Raw genomic sequence first — 14,571 nt, forward strand, 5'->3', positions numbered from 1 at the left:
GTCAGGAGGGGAAGGCCGCTGGGCCAACCTGCAAGCGGCGCGGCCCAGGTCACACTCCCTCCGCCGGAATGACCCGGTTCAGGTTCCAAGGGTTTTTCTCAGTCCAGCGCACTGCCCACAGTGGGCCGCTGCGCCGGGCACCCCCGGTGACGCGGGAGGCAGTATACCGCGCGCTCCCTGAACAAAACCCCAACTCTGCGGGGCAGCCCTGTGAGCGCAGCGCTGTTAGCATAGGAATGATGAACAGAAAGCTCAGCTTGGCCCTCTTTCTTCTGATGTCTTCTGCCGGTGCCGCCAGCAGCTCCACTTACAGTCCGCTTGGGGTGCTGCGTAATGCGGGCCTGATTCACCAGGTACACTTTCAGGATCAGCGCACCAACTACTCTATCTGGCGTTTTCAGGGCAGCGGACAGGCCAACATGCAGGGGCTTTTTATGAACAAGGCCCGTCCCAGAAGCGAGGCCAACCTCGTCAAGACCGTTCAGCTGAGCCTGCTCTCGCCTACCCAGACTTTCAGGCCCACCCAACTCCGGACGCTGCAAAAGGCCGCCGAGGAAGTCAGCAGCAAATGCTTTGGCAACGACCTGAAGAACCTCGACCTGTTTCTGAAAGCGGCGGTCAATACCAGGGCGTGGCCCTCGGTCACGCGGGGCAAGACGACCGAGATCACGGTGGTGCCTGCTGGCGAGGGCGCACGCGTGACCGTGCAGCTTGACCTGCCCAGCACCCAGACCTCGCAGTGCCGCATGCCCAGCGTTTAAGGGCACCTCAATAACCACTCGGTGACCACTCGGGCGGGTTCAACCGACCAGCAGCGTCCTCAGTTCGGCGTGTGAATGCACGATTCGCGCCGCGCCCAAGTCTAAGAGTCGCTGCTCGTCGCCGGGCTGAATATGACTGCCTGCCAGTAGCCCCCACACGGTCCTCCCGCCGCTACGCCCGCCGCGACTCCGGGGACGCTGTCCTCGACCACCAGACACTGCGGCGCCGGTATACCAAGTTGCGCGGCCGCGTACAGGTACAGGTCTGGCGCCGGTTTGCCGCGTTTGCCCACCAGTGATGGGTCGAAGGCGCGGCCTTCCAGCAGGTCAAGCAGCCCCGCCCCGCGCAACTTGAGAAAAAGGCGGTTGTGCTGGCTGTTGCTGGCCACCGCAAACGGGACAGCAGCCCGCCCTAGCGCCAGCAGAGTTTCCCGCGCCCCAGCGATCAGGGGCACGTGCCCGAAGGCCCCGTTAAACCGCTCGTCGAGCATAGGCAAAAAGTCCTCGGGGGCCTTCCAGCCGCGCTCGGCTTCCAGCTGCGCCAGCACGCCGCCAAAGCGCTGGCCGGAAGTCAGGCGCGTGATCTCGGCGGGCGTGAGGTGCAGGTCGTGCTGGGCGAAAATGTCGCCCCACAGTTCGGTGATGCGGCTTTCGGTATCAATCAGCACGCCGTCGAGGTCGAACAAAACGGCGGCAAAGCCGTGAGCAGGCATCTCAGGCGGCCCGTGCCCCGGCGGGAAAGAGAACCGGGGGCACGCTCATCATGTGGCCTATCACCCTGTAGGCTGTCACTCTGTAGGCGGTCGCTGGCGCAGACAGGGCCGCTTTAGGTTCCCCTCTGCGCGGCGTAACAAAGAAGAAAGCCAGCGCTAGCAGCACATAAACCGTGATCAGCAGCACACCCTCGAACCAGGTGGCCTCGCCGTCGCGGGTCACAGCAGACACCGTGATGGCGACGGCCACGATAGCGACCAGCTCCAGCGGGCTGGAAAACACCAGATTCATGGGCTTGCCGATAAAGTAGGAGATCAGCACCAGCACCGGCGCGGTGAACAGGGCCACCTGAATGGTCGCGCCCACCGCAATGTCCATCGCCAGCCCGATTTTGCCCTGCCGCGCGAAGTAGCTGCCCGCGATGTACTCGGCAAAGTTCCCCACCACGGCCAGCACAATGATTCCCAGAAAAAAGGGGCTGAGGCCCAGCGTCTCGGAAGTGGCTTCTAGTGCGCCCGAGAGCAGTTCGGATTCCAGGGCAATCAGCGCCGTGGCCCCGACCATCACGGCGGCGGCCTTCCAAACCGGCCACAGCAGGGCGTGTTTGTGGGCGGCCTCCACACCGTCAGCCCCTGCCACTGCCTCCGCCTCTTGCAGCGCAAAAACGTCCTTGTGGGTGACCAGCGTATAGACCAGATTCAGGGCATAGACCAGGATAAGCACCACGGCCACCGCCAGACTCAGCGATTCGTCGAGGTTGCCGCGCGCCGCTTCACTGCTGGCGGCAAAGCCGGGCAGTTTTTCGGTGTAGTCGAACAGCGCCGGAATCAGCAGGGCAATCACCGTCAAAAACAGCATGGAGTTAAGCTGCCCGGCGTTCTCGCGGCTGAACCGCTGCTGCCGCCGCCCCAGGCTGCCAATCAGGATGGCGAGGCCCAGCCCCAGCAGCCCATTGCCGATAATGCTGCCCGCAATCTGCGCCTTGACCACTATGGCGTTGCCCGACAGCAGCACGAAAACGGCAATAATCAGTTCGGCCATATTGCCGAAAGTAACGTTGAGCAGCCCGCCGATGGTCTGCCCGGCCCGTTCAGCGACCTGCTCGGTGGCCTTGCGTAGCCAGTCGGCTAGCGGAACGATAGAAACCACCGCCGTGGCGAATACCCACAGCGGCGGCGCGTGAAAAACATATTCCAGAAGCAGGCTGACTGGTATAAAAATCAGCAGAAAATTCATCCACATGCCCGGCAGTTTACGGTCTGGGCGCGCCGCTCAGGCCAGGCCGTTCAAGGCCGGATGAAAGTGGCGGTCTTTGTCTCAGCCCTGTGCTTCAGCCGTGTGTCTCAGCCGTGTGCTTCAGCTCTCGGCTTCTTCCACATGTTCGCCTGCGCCGCCTTCAGGCTTAAGCAGCGGGAACAGCAGCACGTCGCGGATGCTGTCACTGTCGGTAAGCAGCATGGCGAGGCGGTCCATGCCCATGCCCATGCCAGCGGTCGGCGGCATCCCATATTCCAGCGCCAGCAAAAAGTCCTCGTCCTGCTGGTGGGCCTCGTCGTCGCCAGCGTCGCGGCGGGCAGTCTGGGCCTCAAAGCGGGCGCGTTGGTCAAGGGCGTCATTCAGCTCGGAGTAAATCGGGGCCAGCTCGAAGCCGCCCACGTACAGGTCGGCACGTTCAGCCAGGCCCTCGCGCCCGCGGTGAACCTTGACCAGTGGGCTAATGACCAGCGGCATATCCACCAAAAAGGTCGGGTGTTGCAGCAGCGGCTCGACATATTCGCCGCCCAGCTTGTCCAGCAGCTTGTAATCGGGGGTCTTGCGGTGCTCGGGGTGGTGCTGGTCGCTCCACTCGCGCAACTTAGCCAAGTCGAGCGGGTCGAACTCCAGTTTTGCCTGTTCTTTGAGCGCCGTAATAAAGTCCAGCCGCTTGAACGGCAGCGAGAAGTCAAGTTCCTTGCCCTGGTACACCAGTTTTTCGCTGCCGCCCGTGACTTCTTTGACCAGGCCGTTAAGCATCGTTTCGACCAGTTTCATCATGTCGTTGTAGTCGCCGTAGGCAAAATAGGCTTCCAACATGGTGAATTCGGGGTTGTGGGTGCGGTCTATGCCCTCGTTGCGGTAGTTGCGCCCAATCTCATAGACCCGCTCAAAGCCGCCTACCAGTAGCCGCTTGAGGTAAAGCTCCAGGCTAATGCGCAGTGAAAAGTCGTGCGAGAGCGCGTTGTGGTGGGTCTGGAACGGCTTGGCCTCGGTGCCGCCGGGAACCACTTGCAACGTCGGCCCCTCGACTTCCATAAAGCCCTGCGTGTCAAGGAAATTACGGATAAAGCGAATGGCGCGGGAGCGGGTGCGGAAGGCTTCGCGGCGCTCGGGGTTGACCATTAAATCCACGTAACGGCGGCGGGCACGCAGTTCTTCATCTTGCAGGCCGTGAAACTTGCTGGGCAGGGGATGCAGGCTCTTGACCAGCGGCTGCCACTCGGTGACGTGCAGGGTAAGTTGCCCGGTTTTGGTCACGAACGGAAAGCCTTTCACACCGATGATGTCGCCCAGGTCGATCTTTTTGGTAGGGTCAAAATTGGCGGTGTCGGCCTTGGAAAAAAACAGTTGGAGTTTGCCCGCCTCGTCGTTCAGGTCGGCAAAGGCGGCCTTGCCCATGTGCCGCAGCAGCGTGACGCGGCCTGCCAGAGCGTAGATTTCTTGCTCCCACTGGTCACCGGGGGTCAGTTCGCCGGAGTGTTCGCCGAGCACCTGGGCGGTGTGGTGCGTCTTGGGGTAGCTGTAGGGGTAAGCCTCATATCCGGCGGCGACCTGGGCGTCCAGGTTGTTCAGGCGGGCGACGGTCTGTTCGTGCAGTCCCTGGGGGCGCGGCGCGGGCCGTGCTTGGGGCTGAACCTGGGGCTGAGGAGAGGCTTCTTCCGGCATACAGGCCAGTATACGGGCCGCCCGCACCGTTCAGCGTTGCTTCATCTCTGAACATTTATTAGGACAGTTCTGAACTTTTTGCAGCGGAAACTGTGCCACAGTGACCTATGCCAGACAAAGACGACAAGAACAAGGGCCATACCAGCCAGCCACAAGATTATGACCGTAGTAAAAAAGAAGTACACGAGGTCGAGCATGACGGCCCGATTTCCAGAAAAGGGGTCAATGACCGCGAGGCGACCGCAGCCCGCAACACCGAGCACGGTAGCCTGAAGGAAAAGAAAGACGTCGAGGAAGCCCGTTCGGTGCCTGCCACCAAGCAGGGCTAAGCACCACGCACCGCAGGACTGCACCGAGCACTACAGTTTAGGCCGGGCCGCGTGCCCGGCTTTTTTACGGCCCTCAGCCGAAGGTCAGCGCTGCGTGGCCCGGCACCGCCAAGTCAGCAAACTCGCCCAGGCCGAGGCGGTCGGCTGCTTCCAGGTGATACCGGAAGTTCCAGAGGTAGTGCTGCACCACGTGTGCGGGCAGGCCCAGCTTGTGCGCGTGGCGCTTCGATACCTCGGCCAAGTGACCAAGACCATACTCCCGTGCCCGGCGCATGGCCCGCAGCAACTCGGGCGGCGGCGGGTTCTCTTTGCGGTAGGCCCACACCGCAAACACGAAGGGGTGCCCGGTCAGCCGGAACCATTCCTCGGCCAGATCGGTCACCGTGACGCCGTGGCCCGCCTGCGGAATCTCAGGCACGATGGTCGCTTCGGTAAACGGGCCGACCACGCCGTACCACTCGCGTAGCGCGTCGTCACCGATACGCAACACGCCGTCATAGCCCCCGGCGAGCAGTTCCTCAGCCTCTCCCTCGGCGCGTTCGAGCACAGGACTTAGGCCCCAGCTTTGCAGCAGCACTTCCAGCAGCGCCACGCTCATGGCACTCTGCGAGGTCAGGGCGACCCGGCGCAGCTGCGCCAGCGGGCAGGTGTGAAACAGGTTCACGCTGTACACCGGCCCCAGCACCGCCACACTGAAATCAGGCAGCGCCGCGAGCATATCGGCGTGGCGTATAAATTCCACGGCGCTGATATTGGCGATGTCCACCTCGCCCGAGAGCAGCGCGGCGTTCATCTGGGTCGGCACACCCGTGATCACGCTGACGTTCTCTGGCACGGTCAGCGGGTCCAGAATGAGCGCGACGTTGGTGAAATGAATCCAGCCCGCGCGGTAGGGGCGAGAGTCAAGAACGGAAGATGGAAGATGGTCAGTCATGAGGTACGCCCCGCACGGTGGAACAGGGCTGCCAGCATAGAGCAGCCGAGCGCCGCAAACAGCAGGCCCCGGCCCAGCAGCGTACCGGCTCCGGTCAACCGAGCGCGAGGGCGTCACTGGCGCGGAACAGGCCCAGAGAACCGGTGGCCCGGCTTACCGAGTTTAGCCGCGCCGCGCTCTAGCCTGGGGCCTATGCCCATTATCGTCCGCCGCATCACCGACCCTGCCGACCCCGCCCTGGCGGCCTTCGGGCGCATTCAGGAAAGCAGTTATTACGCCCCCGAGATGCTCATTTCGCCCGCGTACTTTCCGCGCCTGCTGAACGGCGGCACTGGGCGCGACGACCGCATCCTGGTGGCCGAAAGCGGAGCCGGGGACGTGCTAGGCGGCACCATTTACAGCCTGCTTTCGGCGGCGGGATTCAACTCGTTTATGGGGGTAAGCCGGGAGGCGCGGGGCCGGGGCGTGGGCCGGGCGCTGCAAGCCGCGTCTGTGGATGAACTGCGCCGCGCCGGAATGCCCGGCATGTTCGCCGACAGCGTCTATGCCGCCCGCCAGAACGCCGCCGAACGCGCGGGCGAAACGCGGGTAGGCACCGAGCCGCACGAGCGCCGCATGGTGCTGGGGGCGCTGGGGTTCCTGACGGTGGACCTTCCCTACTGGCAGCCGGTGGGCGGCGAAAACGGCGGGCCGCTAACCAACCTAGACCTGCTGTACTGCCCGCTGGAACCGGCCCAGACCGTGCCTCTGGCGCTGGTCACCGCAACGGTGCAGGACTACTGGCGCGGCTGGCTGGGGCCAGAGCGGGCCGCCGCCGAAGCCGGGGCGCTGGCAGAACGGGCCGGAAACGTGCCCGAGCAGAGGCTGCTTCCGGCCACCGAAACGCCCGCGTACTGGTTGCAGGCTCACTGAGGCCAGCAGCGGCAGGCCGTAGACTGACCCGCATGTGGACCAGCCTTCCTAGCAGCAGCCTGCGCGTCACCGGCCAGGACCGCGTGGACTTCGTGCAGGGCCAGATGACGGGCGACCTGCGCGGCGCTTCCGTACCCGGCGTGGTGGCCTGCGCTTTCCTGAACGTGCGCGGCCAGATCGAACACTTTGCCCGCGCCTACAAGCGCCTGGGCGACATTTACCTGCATCTCGATGCCGAGCAGGCCGCGCCCCTCGCGGCCCGCCTCAGGCGCTACATTATTTTCGACCAGGTCGAGGTCGAGAACACCAGCGAAACGCTGAGGGCCGTTCACGTCTGGGACGCCGCAACGCTTCCCGGCTGGCAGGTCGCCGGGCCGGACGCCCAGCAGTTTGAACTGGCCGGAACCCAGGTGCTCGCTGGGCGTGCCAACCGCACGGGAACGCCCGGCGTGGATTTGCATTACCTTGCCACACACGAAACGGAGGTGCTGGCGCAGCTGGGGCAAGAAGTCCCGCTCGAGTCGCTGGACGCGGCCCGCATCGCCGCCGGAATCCCCGACGTGGTGCGCGACGGCTTCACGGGCACGCTGCTTCAGGAAATCGGGCTGGACAGTGGCGGGCCGCTTCCGGCGATTAGCTACCGCAAGGGCTGCTACGTGGGCCAGGAAACTATGGCGCGGCTTGAGGCGCGGGGCCATGCCCGTTACCATCTGGCGCGGCTGCGCGGCGAACATCTGCCCCCGCACACCGAGATCAGGCAGGGCGACCGGGTGGTGGGCCAGAGCGGGCTGCATGCGGGCGGCGCGAGTCTGGCCCGGTTACGAAAGGAAATCGCGCCGGGCGAGACGGTACAAGTCGGCGGCGCGGCGGCCAGCGTGGAACTGCTCAACACCCATGCTTGAAGCGCTGGCCCGCGACCTTCAGGGCTCGCCCGAGCAGCTGCGGGGGGCAGCGCGGCGGGCCTTTCATCTGGCGTTCGCGGCGCTGGCGGTGCCGGGGGCGGTGCTGGGCCTACTTTATGCGCTGACCCAGCCTCCCCCCTATCCATTGCCGGGGGTGGCGGGGCTGGGCGTGGTGGCCCTGGTGCTGGGCGGCGCGGCGCTTTACCTGGCCAAGCAGTCGGGCCGTGACCCGCGCCTCACGGCGACCCAGGCGGGGTTGACCTGCGCCATGCAACTGGCCTCGGCCCCGGCAGTGGCCTTTTTGCTGGGCTGCGCGGCGCTGCGCCAGTGGCAGGCGCTGGCGCTGCTGTGGGGGCTGGCGCTGGCGCTCTACCTGTACGCCCGCACACAGTTGCCCCAGCTGGTGCGCCCGGAACCCAGATCAATCGCAACCGCGCTGCCGGGCAAAGCCGCAGAGTAATCTGGAGTTATGAAGCACAGTTCCAGGTCAGCCCCGACGCCTGCACCGCTCCCAGACCAGGCCGAAAGTGCACAGCCGCAGGCTCCAGCCAGTGCCGCCGAAAGTTCAGAGCGCTGGACAGTAGACGGCATCGAAGAAACGCCCCAGGGCCAGGTCGCCCGCATCGAACTCCCCGACGGCACAACGCGGGACATTGACCTGACCGCGCTGCCGGAGGGCCTACAAGAAGGCGACCTGCTGGCTGTGGAACCCCACCCCGACGGCCTGAAACTGACCATTTTGCATGAAGAAACCAGCGTGGCCCGCCAGCAGGCCCAGAGCAGACTTGGCGCCCTGAACGCGGCAGCTGCGGCTGACCCCGACAAGGAAATTACACTGTGAGCAAGCCAAAGACCCCCGCGAAACCCCCCACACCCACCACGCCCAAACGCAAGGCCGCCGCTCGCAGGTCGGGCCAAGCGCACGCCAGGCCCACCGGGCAGCGGCGCGGCCCCGCTGCGTCGGACGTGGTGGGCCTGCTCGTCCTGGGCCTGACGGCGGCGCTGGCAGCCTGTTCCCCCAAGGGCAACCACAACGCTTCGGGCAACGGAGCCACGACGACCACGGGCCTCTCGGGCGGCGCGGTAACGGTGCAGTTTCTGGACGTGGGACAGGGCGACTCGGTGCTCATCCGTAGTCCGGAAGGTAAAACCATGCTGGTAGACGGCGGCAAGAGTACCAACCGCATGGCCGACTACATGAGCCAGTTAAACATCAGCAAGATTGACCTGATGGTCGCCACCCACGCCGATTCGGATCACATCGCCGGACTGGTCGAGGCGGCCAAAGCTAAGCCGACCCTGTTCATCAACAACGGCATAGGCGGCACTACCCAGACCTGGAACCGGCTGGTCAGCGCGTTGCAGGCGCAGGGCACCCAGTTTCAGACGGCCAGCGGGCAGGTCATCAATCTCGGCAGTGTGAAGGTGCATGTGGTGGCCCCACCCGACGGAATGCCCAACAATCAGAACGACCACAGCGTCGGCATTCGCCTGAATTTCGGCAAGTTTAGCGCCCTAATGACCGGAGACAGCGAGACGCCTGAAACAAACGGCTGGCTGGCCGAGAAAAACCCCCAGGTGCAGGGGCCGATCACCGTCTACAAGAGCATTCACCACGGCGCGGCCAACGGCGACCATCAGGCGTGGCTGGACGTCGTGCGGCCCCAGAACGTGGTTATCAGCGTGGGGCCGAACAACTACGGCCACCCGACCCAGTCGGCGCTCGACCTTTACACCGCCAACAAGGTTCACATCTACCGCACCGACCAGCACGGTACCGTCACCTTTACTGGCAAAGCGGACGGCAGCTACAAGGTCAGTACGGAAAAGTAATCCTCTGCGGGCAGGCTAGCCGTTTGCGAACTGTTAATTCGCCCGGCTTACCCGCCCGCCCCTTACTTCGCAAGGCCCCGCACCGCAAGAGCAATACAGGTTCTGCTCAGCTCGGCCCGCAGTCGGGACGCGGTCAGGCCCCATCCTGGGTGCCGTTCTGACCAAGAAGCCGCTTTGCCCAAGAGGGCACCGCCTGTACCGCCACACCGCGCAATCCGCATTGCTCGTTCTCGCCTCTGCCCGGAACCCGGTTTGCTCTCACTCGCTTTGCGCCGCCGCTCTACCAGTCGGCTCGAAGTAAACGGTTTTTGCAAACCTTTTGGCCCGCCCCTTATTACCTTTTTTCGAGTGCCAGTTCGATCAGTCGGGTCACCAGTTGGCTGTAGCTGATACCCGCCGCCTCGAACAGCTTGGGGTACATGCTGGTGGTCGTGAAGCCGGGCATGGTGTTGACCTCGTTCAGCACGACCTCGCCCGTTTCGGCCACGTAGAAGAAGTCCACGCGGGCTAGCCCGGCACAGTCAAGCGCCTTGAACGCCTCCAGCGCCAGCGCACGTAGACGCTCGGCGACTTCGGCAGGTAGGCGGGCCGGAAGGTGCATCTCGGCCTGTCCCTCGGTGTACTTGGTCGCGTAATCGTAAAAATCGGCGTCGAAGCTCAGTTCGCCCACCGGGCTGGCAATGGGCGCGTCGTTGCCCAGAACCCCGACTTCTACCTCGCGGGGCCTATGGCTGGTCATAGCTTCCAGAATCACGCGGCGATCCAGGCTGAAGGCCAGTTCCAGCGCGGCGCCGAGTTCACTGGCCGCGTGCACCTTGGAAATCCCCACGCTGCTGCCCAGGTTAGCAGGCTTGACGAACAGCGGAAACCCCAGCTCGGCGGCGCGGGCCTTGACCTCCTCGCGGCCCTGCTGCCACTCGCGGCGCACCGCCAGCCGCCACGCCACCTGCGGAATCCCGGCGGAGGCAAGCACCTGCTTGGTCATTACCTTGTCCATGCTGACCGCGCTGCCCAGCACGCCGCTGCCCACGAACGGAATTCCGGCCAGGGTGAGCATGCCCTGAATGGTGCCGTCCTCACCCATCGGGCCGTGCAGCAGCGGAAACACGGCGTCGTAGCCCTCGGCACTCGCGGCGCGGTGCAGCATCAGGTCGCCGCCCGGCACCGCTTCGCCAGTTTCCAGCGCCCGCTGGGTATCGCCTGGGGGCAACCAGCGGCCCTCTTTGCTAATGACCACCGGCGTCACGTCGAACTGATCTCGGGGAAGGGCCGCCAGCACGCTGCGGGCACTCTTGAGGCTGACTTCGTGTTCACCAGACTGGCCGCCAGCCAGCAGCAAAATGCGCTTCTTCACAACTGGGCAGTATGACACGCTTTTTCTGCCTGCCCCGCAGCCCCGCCCCGCAGAGATATACACCTATTCACCCGGCGCGGCCCGCCGCTGAGCTATGATGCCCCGCGTTTACCGTCTGCTAATGATTCCCACGCGGTGGGGGTCATCACCCGAACTCTGGAGGCCCAATGAAGAAAACCGCCCTGCTGACCACCCTGCTGCTGTCCGGCTCCGCCCTGAGCGGCTTGGCCCTGGCGGCCTCGCCCGCCGACACCCTGGTCATCCAGTCGGCCAGCGACGTGCCCACCACCGAACCCGCCGAAACCTACGACGGCGCCTCTGCCGAACTCGTGGGCAACATGTACGAAACGCTTCTGGCTTACGACGGGGCCAGCCTGACCAAGTTCAGGCCCATGCTGGCGACCAAATGGGCCCTTAGCAACGGCGGCCAGACCTATACCTTCGACCTGCGTAAGAACGTCAAGTTTCACAACGGCGACCCCATGACCTGCGCCGACGCCGAGTACACTTTCCGGCGCAACCTGGTGACCAACGACACCGGCAACAGCGGCAACTGGTTCATCAGTGACCCCCTGCTGGGCAGCGTGGATAACGCCAACGACGACAAGAGCATCACCTGGGCCAAAATTGCCGGGGCCGTCAAGTGCAACGCCGCCGGGCAGCTGGTGTTCAATCTGGTCAAGGTAGACCCCGCCTTCTTGTCCAAGCTGGCCTACGCCGGGCAGAGCATCGTGGATAAAAAGTACACCGCCGGGCTGGGCGACTGGGACGGCACTGAGGCCACCTGGAAACAGTGGGTCGGCAAGGACCTGACCGCCAGCCCCCTGGCGAAAAAGCCCAATGGCACGGGCGCTTACCAGATGCTTAAAAGCGACGCCAACACCTACCTGTTCACGGCGTTTCCCGGCTACTGGGGCAAGCAGCCCAGCATCAAGAACGTGATTGTGCAGAAGGTGCCCGAACTCGCCGCCCGCCAGCAGGCGCTGCTGCGCGGTGACGCCGACATCATCGAGGGAGCCGACCGCGCCGTGGACGAGGCCCAGATGAAAGGCAAGCCCGGCGTGACCTGGGTAGACGACCTGCCCTACGTAAATGCCCCGGCACTGTTCATGAACGAGAACATCAAGAAAAAGAGCCTGCTGGGTAGCGGCAAGCTTGACGGCAAGGGCGTGCCCGCCAACTTCTTCGCCGACGCCAACATCCGCCGCGCCTTCGCCTACGCTTTTAACTACGGGCAGTACATGAAGGACGTGCAGGGCGGCAAGGCCAAGCAGCGCACCATGCTGATTCCCGACACCATGCTCGGGTACGACGCCAAGGTCGGCAAGTACACCTACGACCCTAAAAAGGCCGCGGCCTACTTCAAGCAGGCGTTCGGCGGGCAGGTCTGGAACAACGGCTTTAGCCTGACCGTGAACTACCGCGCCGGGTCAGAAGGCCCCAAAACCGCGATGGAAATGCTCAAGAAAAACGTCGAGGCGCTAAATCCCAAGTTCCACATGACCATCCAGCCCGAACCCTGGAGCGACATGCTGGGGGCCACCAAGCGCGGCGAGGAAGCCATGTTCATCATCGCCTGGATTCCCGACTACGCCGACCCCGACAACTACCTGTACGCCTTTTACTCCAGTAACGGCTTTTACAATGGCCGCGTGAACTTCAAAGACGCGCTGCTCGACAAGTGGCTTGATCAGGCCCGCGCGACCGTCAACCCCGCCGAGCGTGCCCGCCTGTACAGCCTCGTGGGCAACCGCGCCTACGAACAGGCCCGCTACATCGTCATGCCCGTGCCGGTGGACTACACCTTCTACAGCAGCCGTCTGGGCAACGGCATTACCAAGGCCAACTACAACCCCTTCGGCAACCGCACCTGGGCCGAATTCACCAAGAAGTAAGGCGGTGGGCGGGAGGAGGCAATACGGACTCCGGGCGTGGAGTTGGCAATCCGGCGCGCTTGCGGGTGGTCAAAGCAGCAGACGGCGGTCGGTATAAGCCGTGCGGCGCACTCCCTCCCCTGATACGAATTCCGCTTGAACCGGGCACCCTGGGCCTTAATCCGAGCGGAGGCGAGTGGGCAATACGGGTTTCGCGGTATGGACTCGCAGAGCTGCCCGGCACAGGCACATCTGGCGCTTTTTCAGGTGTGGCGGAATTTAGCGCAGTCCCGTAGTATCTCGCAAAGCCCTCCCCCGCAGATGGGGAGGGTTAAATCTTTCTTGTTACCCCAATCTTTTTTTCGGAGTGAGCCACTAAATGCTGAATTTCATCCTCAGACGTCTTGCCCAGATTCCGCTGGTCATGCTGGTGCTGTCCGTACTGGTCATCGGCATGACCCAGTTGCTTTCGCCGGAAGACCGCGCCGCGCCGTATGCCCAGAACGAGCGGCAGGCCGACCGCATCGAGCAGATTATCAAGCAGCGCGGACTCGACCAGCCCTTTGCCACCCAGTACCGCCGCTGGTTTACGGCGGCCATTCACGGCGACCTGGGCTATTCCAAGACCAGCCAGCTCTCGGTGGTCGATACCATCAAAGACCGGATGCCCAACACGGTCGAATTGACCTTTTTTGCCGCGCTGCCGATTATTCTGCTTTCGGTGTGGCTGGGCACCCTGAGCGCCCTGCACAAGGACGACTGGCGCGACCAGACCGTGCGCGTGCTGGTGGTCTTTGGCTACAGCCTGCCCACCTTCGTGCTGGGCATCGTGCTGCTGGCAGTATTCTACGGCTACCTGGGCTGGATGCCGGGGCCGGGGCAGGCCGACACGAGCAACACTTTCGCGCTGATGGCCCTGAAACGGATCACCGGGTTCAAGATTCTGGACGCTGCGTTGCAGGGCCAGTGGACGCTGGTAGGCGACATCCTGCGGCACCTGATTCTGCCCACCCTGACGCTGACCATTGTGCTGAGCGCCAACATCCTCAAGGCCATGCGGAACAATATGCTTGAGGTGCTGAGCAGCGACTACGTGCGCACTGCCCGCGCCAAGGGACTGACAGAACGAACCGTGAACCTCAAGCACGCGCGGCGTAACGCCCTGCTGCCCATCGTGACACTCGGCGGCTTTTTGATTATCGGGCTGCTGGGCGGCTCGCTGATTACCGAAACCATCTTTAACTATCCGGGAATCGGGCTGTGGTTCATTGACTCGGCCAAGACTTTCGACCTCGGCGGGGTGCTGGGCTTCACGCTGCTGACCGCCCTAATCGTGGTGGTTATGAGCACGGTGGTCGACATCCTCTACGGCCTGATCGACCCGCGTGTGAGGTTCGAGTGACCGCGCTTCCCGTGACTCGACCCCCTGCTGGGCCGCCCCGCCAGCCACGCTGGAGTACCTTCTGGCACAGCCCCGGCATTCGCAAACTGCGCCGTAACCGGCTGGCGATGACCGGGCTGTTCATCATGGTGCTGTTCGGGCTGGTCGCCCTGTTCGCGCCGCTGCTGGCCCGGCCCAGCGGCGACTGCCTGCGCGACCTGAACATGAACAGTGCCCGCCAGATTTATAACCCGCTGGGTGGGGCCTTCTGGCGCGGCATCCTGAGGCCGCCGAAAAGCTGTTACGCGGTGGAGCGCCCCAACTTCAGTCAGCGGCCCACGCCCGCGCGTGAAGTGACCGAGACCTTTGCCCCCTTCGGGCTGGTCGGCGGCTACAACATCTATTACGGCCTAATTTGGGGCACGCGCACCGCCCTGAAACTGTCGTTTATCATCGTGGGAATCACGGTGCTGATCGGGGTCATTGTGGGGGCCATCAGCGGGTTTTACGGCGGCTGGATCGACAACCTGATTCAGAGGTTTATCGACGTGATCTTTGCCATGCCGGGGCTGGTGCTGACCATCGTTATTTTGACCATCATGCGCCGCAAGCTGCCCGGCATGGACCCGACCTGACCGATGATTTTCGCGTCGTG

The 14,571-nt window shown here is 63.8% G+C and carries 15 protein-coding genes and 1 riboswitch; of the genes, 10 read left to right on the plus strand and 5 right to left on the minus strand.

Annotation, left to right across the window (positions count from 1 at the left end):
* Positions 1–37 precede the first annotated feature (37 nt).
* Positions 38–155: riboswitch (TPP riboswitch) on the minus strand.
* A gap of 120 nt (positions 156–275) precedes the next feature.
* Positions 276–761: a hypothetical protein gene (locus tag QZ269_RS08950; protein ID WP_291426369.1), complete on the plus strand. Its 486-nt coding sequence runs from the start codon at positions 276–278 to the stop codon at positions 759–761.
* A gap of 101 nt (positions 762–862) precedes the next feature.
* On the opposite strand, the gene QZ269_RS08955 is transcribed toward QZ269_RS08950, so the two are convergent.
* The 3 genes from QZ269_RS08955 to lysS all read right to left on the minus strand — a co-directional run bounded on the left by QZ269_RS08955 (position 863) and on the right by lysS (position 4,397).
* Positions 863–1,474 (minus strand): HAD family hydrolase, encoded by a 612-nt coding sequence (locus tag QZ269_RS08955; RefSeq protein WP_367272259.1) that lies wholly within the window; start codon positions 1,472–1,474, stop codon positions 863–865.
* A 1-nt stretch (position 1,475) separates the two neighbouring features.
* The gene (gene cax, locus QZ269_RS08960) at positions 1,476–2,717 is read right to left on the minus strand and encodes a calcium/proton exchanger (protein WP_291426370.1); all 1,242 of its coding nucleotides are present in this window, start codon (positions 2,715–2,717) and stop codon (positions 1,476–1,478) included.
* Between the two features lie 114 nt (positions 2,718–2,831).
* On the minus strand, positions 2,832–4,397 hold the full coding sequence (lysS, locus tag QZ269_RS08965; RefSeq protein WP_291426371.1) for a lysine--tRNA ligase: 1,566 nt from the start codon (positions 4,395–4,397) through the stop codon (positions 2,832–2,834).
* A gap of 107 nt (positions 4,398–4,504) precedes the next feature.
* Between lysS and QZ269_RS08970 the strand changes: the two genes are divergently transcribed.
* Complete coding sequence (locus tag QZ269_RS08970) at positions 4,505–4,726, plus strand: hypothetical protein (RefSeq protein ID WP_291426372.1); 222 nt, start codon at positions 4,505–4,507, stop codon at positions 4,724–4,726.
* 73 nt (positions 4,727–4,799) lie between these two features.
* On the opposite strand, the gene QZ269_RS08975 is transcribed toward QZ269_RS08970, so the two are convergent.
* Positions 4,800–5,660 carry a menaquinone biosynthetic enzyme MqnA/MqnD family protein gene (locus QZ269_RS08975; protein WP_291426373.1) on the minus strand — a complete coding sequence of 287 codons (861 nt, stop codon included), beginning with the start codon at positions 5,658–5,660 and terminating at the stop codon, positions 4,800–4,802.
* A gap of 192 nt (positions 5,661–5,852) precedes the next feature.
* Here QZ269_RS08975 and QZ269_RS08980 point away from each other — a divergent pair, with 192 nt between their 5' ends.
* Genes QZ269_RS08980 through QZ269_RS09000 form a run of 5 tightly spaced genes read left to right on the plus strand, consistent with a single transcriptional unit; the run spans position 5,853 to position 9,307 of the window.
* Positions 5,853–6,572, plus strand: coding sequence for a GNAT family N-acetyltransferase (locus QZ269_RS08980; RefSeq protein ID WP_291426374.1), 720 nt, complete (start codon positions 5,853–5,855; stop codon positions 6,570–6,572).
* Between the two features lie 32 nt (positions 6,573–6,604).
* Positions 6,605–7,474, plus strand: coding sequence for a folate-binding protein (locus tag QZ269_RS08985; protein ID WP_291426375.1), 870 nt, complete (start codon positions 6,605–6,607; stop codon positions 7,472–7,474).
* A complete protein-coding gene (locus tag QZ269_RS08990) occupies positions 7,467–7,934 on the plus strand; it encodes a hypothetical protein (protein WP_291426376.1) in 468 nt (155 codons plus the stop codon). Before QZ269_RS08985 ends, QZ269_RS08990 begins: the two co-directional genes overlap by 8 nt.
* A gap of 9 nt (positions 7,935–7,943) precedes the next feature.
* Complete coding sequence (locus tag QZ269_RS08995) at positions 7,944–8,315, plus strand: DUF3006 domain-containing protein (RefSeq protein ID WP_291426377.1); 372 nt, start codon at positions 7,944–7,946, stop codon at positions 8,313–8,315.
* Positions 8,312–9,307 carry a ComEC/Rec2 family competence protein gene (locus QZ269_RS09000; protein ID WP_291426378.1) on the plus strand — a complete coding sequence of 332 codons (996 nt, stop codon included), beginning with the start codon at positions 8,312–8,314 and terminating at the stop codon, positions 9,305–9,307. The genes QZ269_RS08995 and QZ269_RS09000 overlap by 4 nt, the downstream gene beginning before the upstream one ends.
* A gap of 334 nt (positions 9,308–9,641) precedes the next feature.
* On the opposite strand, the gene QZ269_RS09005 is transcribed toward QZ269_RS09000, so the two are convergent.
* The gene (locus QZ269_RS09005) at positions 9,642–10,661 is read right to left on the minus strand and encodes a D-alanine--D-alanine ligase family protein (protein WP_291426379.1); all 1,020 of its coding nucleotides are present in this window, start codon (positions 10,659–10,661) and stop codon (positions 9,642–9,644) included.
* Between the two features lie 167 nt (positions 10,662–10,828).
* Between QZ269_RS09005 and QZ269_RS09010 the strand changes: the two genes are divergently transcribed.
* The 3 genes from QZ269_RS09010 to QZ269_RS09020 all read left to right on the plus strand — a co-directional run bounded on the left by QZ269_RS09010 (position 10,829) and on the right by QZ269_RS09020 (position 14,551).
* Positions 10,829–12,556, plus strand: coding sequence for an ABC transporter substrate-binding protein (locus QZ269_RS09010; RefSeq protein WP_291426380.1), 1,728 nt, complete (start codon positions 10,829–10,831; stop codon positions 12,554–12,556).
* Positions 12,557–12,914: 358 nt separating this feature from the next.
* On the plus strand, positions 12,915–13,937 hold the full coding sequence (locus QZ269_RS09015; RefSeq protein ID WP_291426381.1) for an ABC transporter permease: 1,023 nt from the start codon (positions 12,915–12,917) through the stop codon (positions 13,935–13,937).
* On the plus strand, positions 13,934–14,551 hold the full coding sequence (locus QZ269_RS09020; protein WP_367272260.1) for a hypothetical protein: 618 nt from the start codon (positions 13,934–13,936) through the stop codon (positions 14,549–14,551). The genes QZ269_RS09015 and QZ269_RS09020 overlap by 4 nt, the downstream gene beginning before the upstream one ends.
* Positions 14,552–14,571: the final 20 nt, after the last annotated feature.

Origin of the sequence: Deinococcus sp., assembly GCF_018260405.1 — a bacterium.
GTDB lineage: Bacteria > Deinococcota > Deinococci > Deinococcales > Deinococcaceae > Deinococcus.

Bases quoted from the DNA above. Each gene is read 5' to 3' on its own strand.
- QZ269_RS08950 (WP_291426369.1), top strand. From the start codon at position 276: ATGTCTTCTGCCGGTGCCGCCAGCAGCTCCACTTACAGTCCGCTTGGG.
- QZ269_RS08955 (WP_367272259.1), bottom strand. From the start codon at position 1,474: ATGCCTGCTCACGGCTTTGCCGCCGTTTTGTTCGACCTCGACGGCGTG.
- cax (WP_291426370.1), bottom strand. From the start codon at position 2,717: ATGTGGATGAATTTTCTGCTGATTTTTATACCAGTCAGCCTGCTTCTG.
- lysS (WP_291426371.1), bottom strand. From the start codon at position 4,397: ATGCCGGAAGAAGCCTCTCCTCAGCCCCAGGTTCAGCCCCAAGCACGG.
- QZ269_RS08970 (WP_291426372.1), top strand. From the start codon at position 4,505: ATGCCAGACAAAGACGACAAGAACAAGGGCCATACCAGCCAGCCACAA.
- QZ269_RS08975 (WP_291426373.1), bottom strand. From the start codon at position 5,660: ATGACTGACCATCTTCCATCTTCCGTTCTTGACTCTCGCCCCTACCGC.
- QZ269_RS08980 (WP_291426374.1), top strand. From the start codon at position 5,853: ATGCCCATTATCGTCCGCCGCATCACCGACCCTGCCGACCCCGCCCTG.
- QZ269_RS08985 (WP_291426375.1), top strand. From the start codon at position 6,605: ATGTGGACCAGCCTTCCTAGCAGCAGCCTGCGCGTCACCGGCCAGGAC.
- QZ269_RS08990 (WP_291426376.1), top strand. From the start codon at position 7,467: ATGCTTGAAGCGCTGGCCCGCGACCTTCAGGGCTCGCCCGAGCAGCTG.
- QZ269_RS08995 (WP_291426377.1), top strand. From the start codon at position 7,944: ATGAAGCACAGTTCCAGGTCAGCCCCGACGCCTGCACCGCTCCCAGAC.
- QZ269_RS09010 (WP_291426380.1), top strand. From the start codon at position 10,829: ATGAAGAAAACCGCCCTGCTGACCACCCTGCTGCTGTCCGGCTCCGCC.
- QZ269_RS09015 (WP_291426381.1), top strand. From the start codon at position 12,915: ATGCTGAATTTCATCCTCAGACGTCTTGCCCAGATTCCGCTGGTCATG.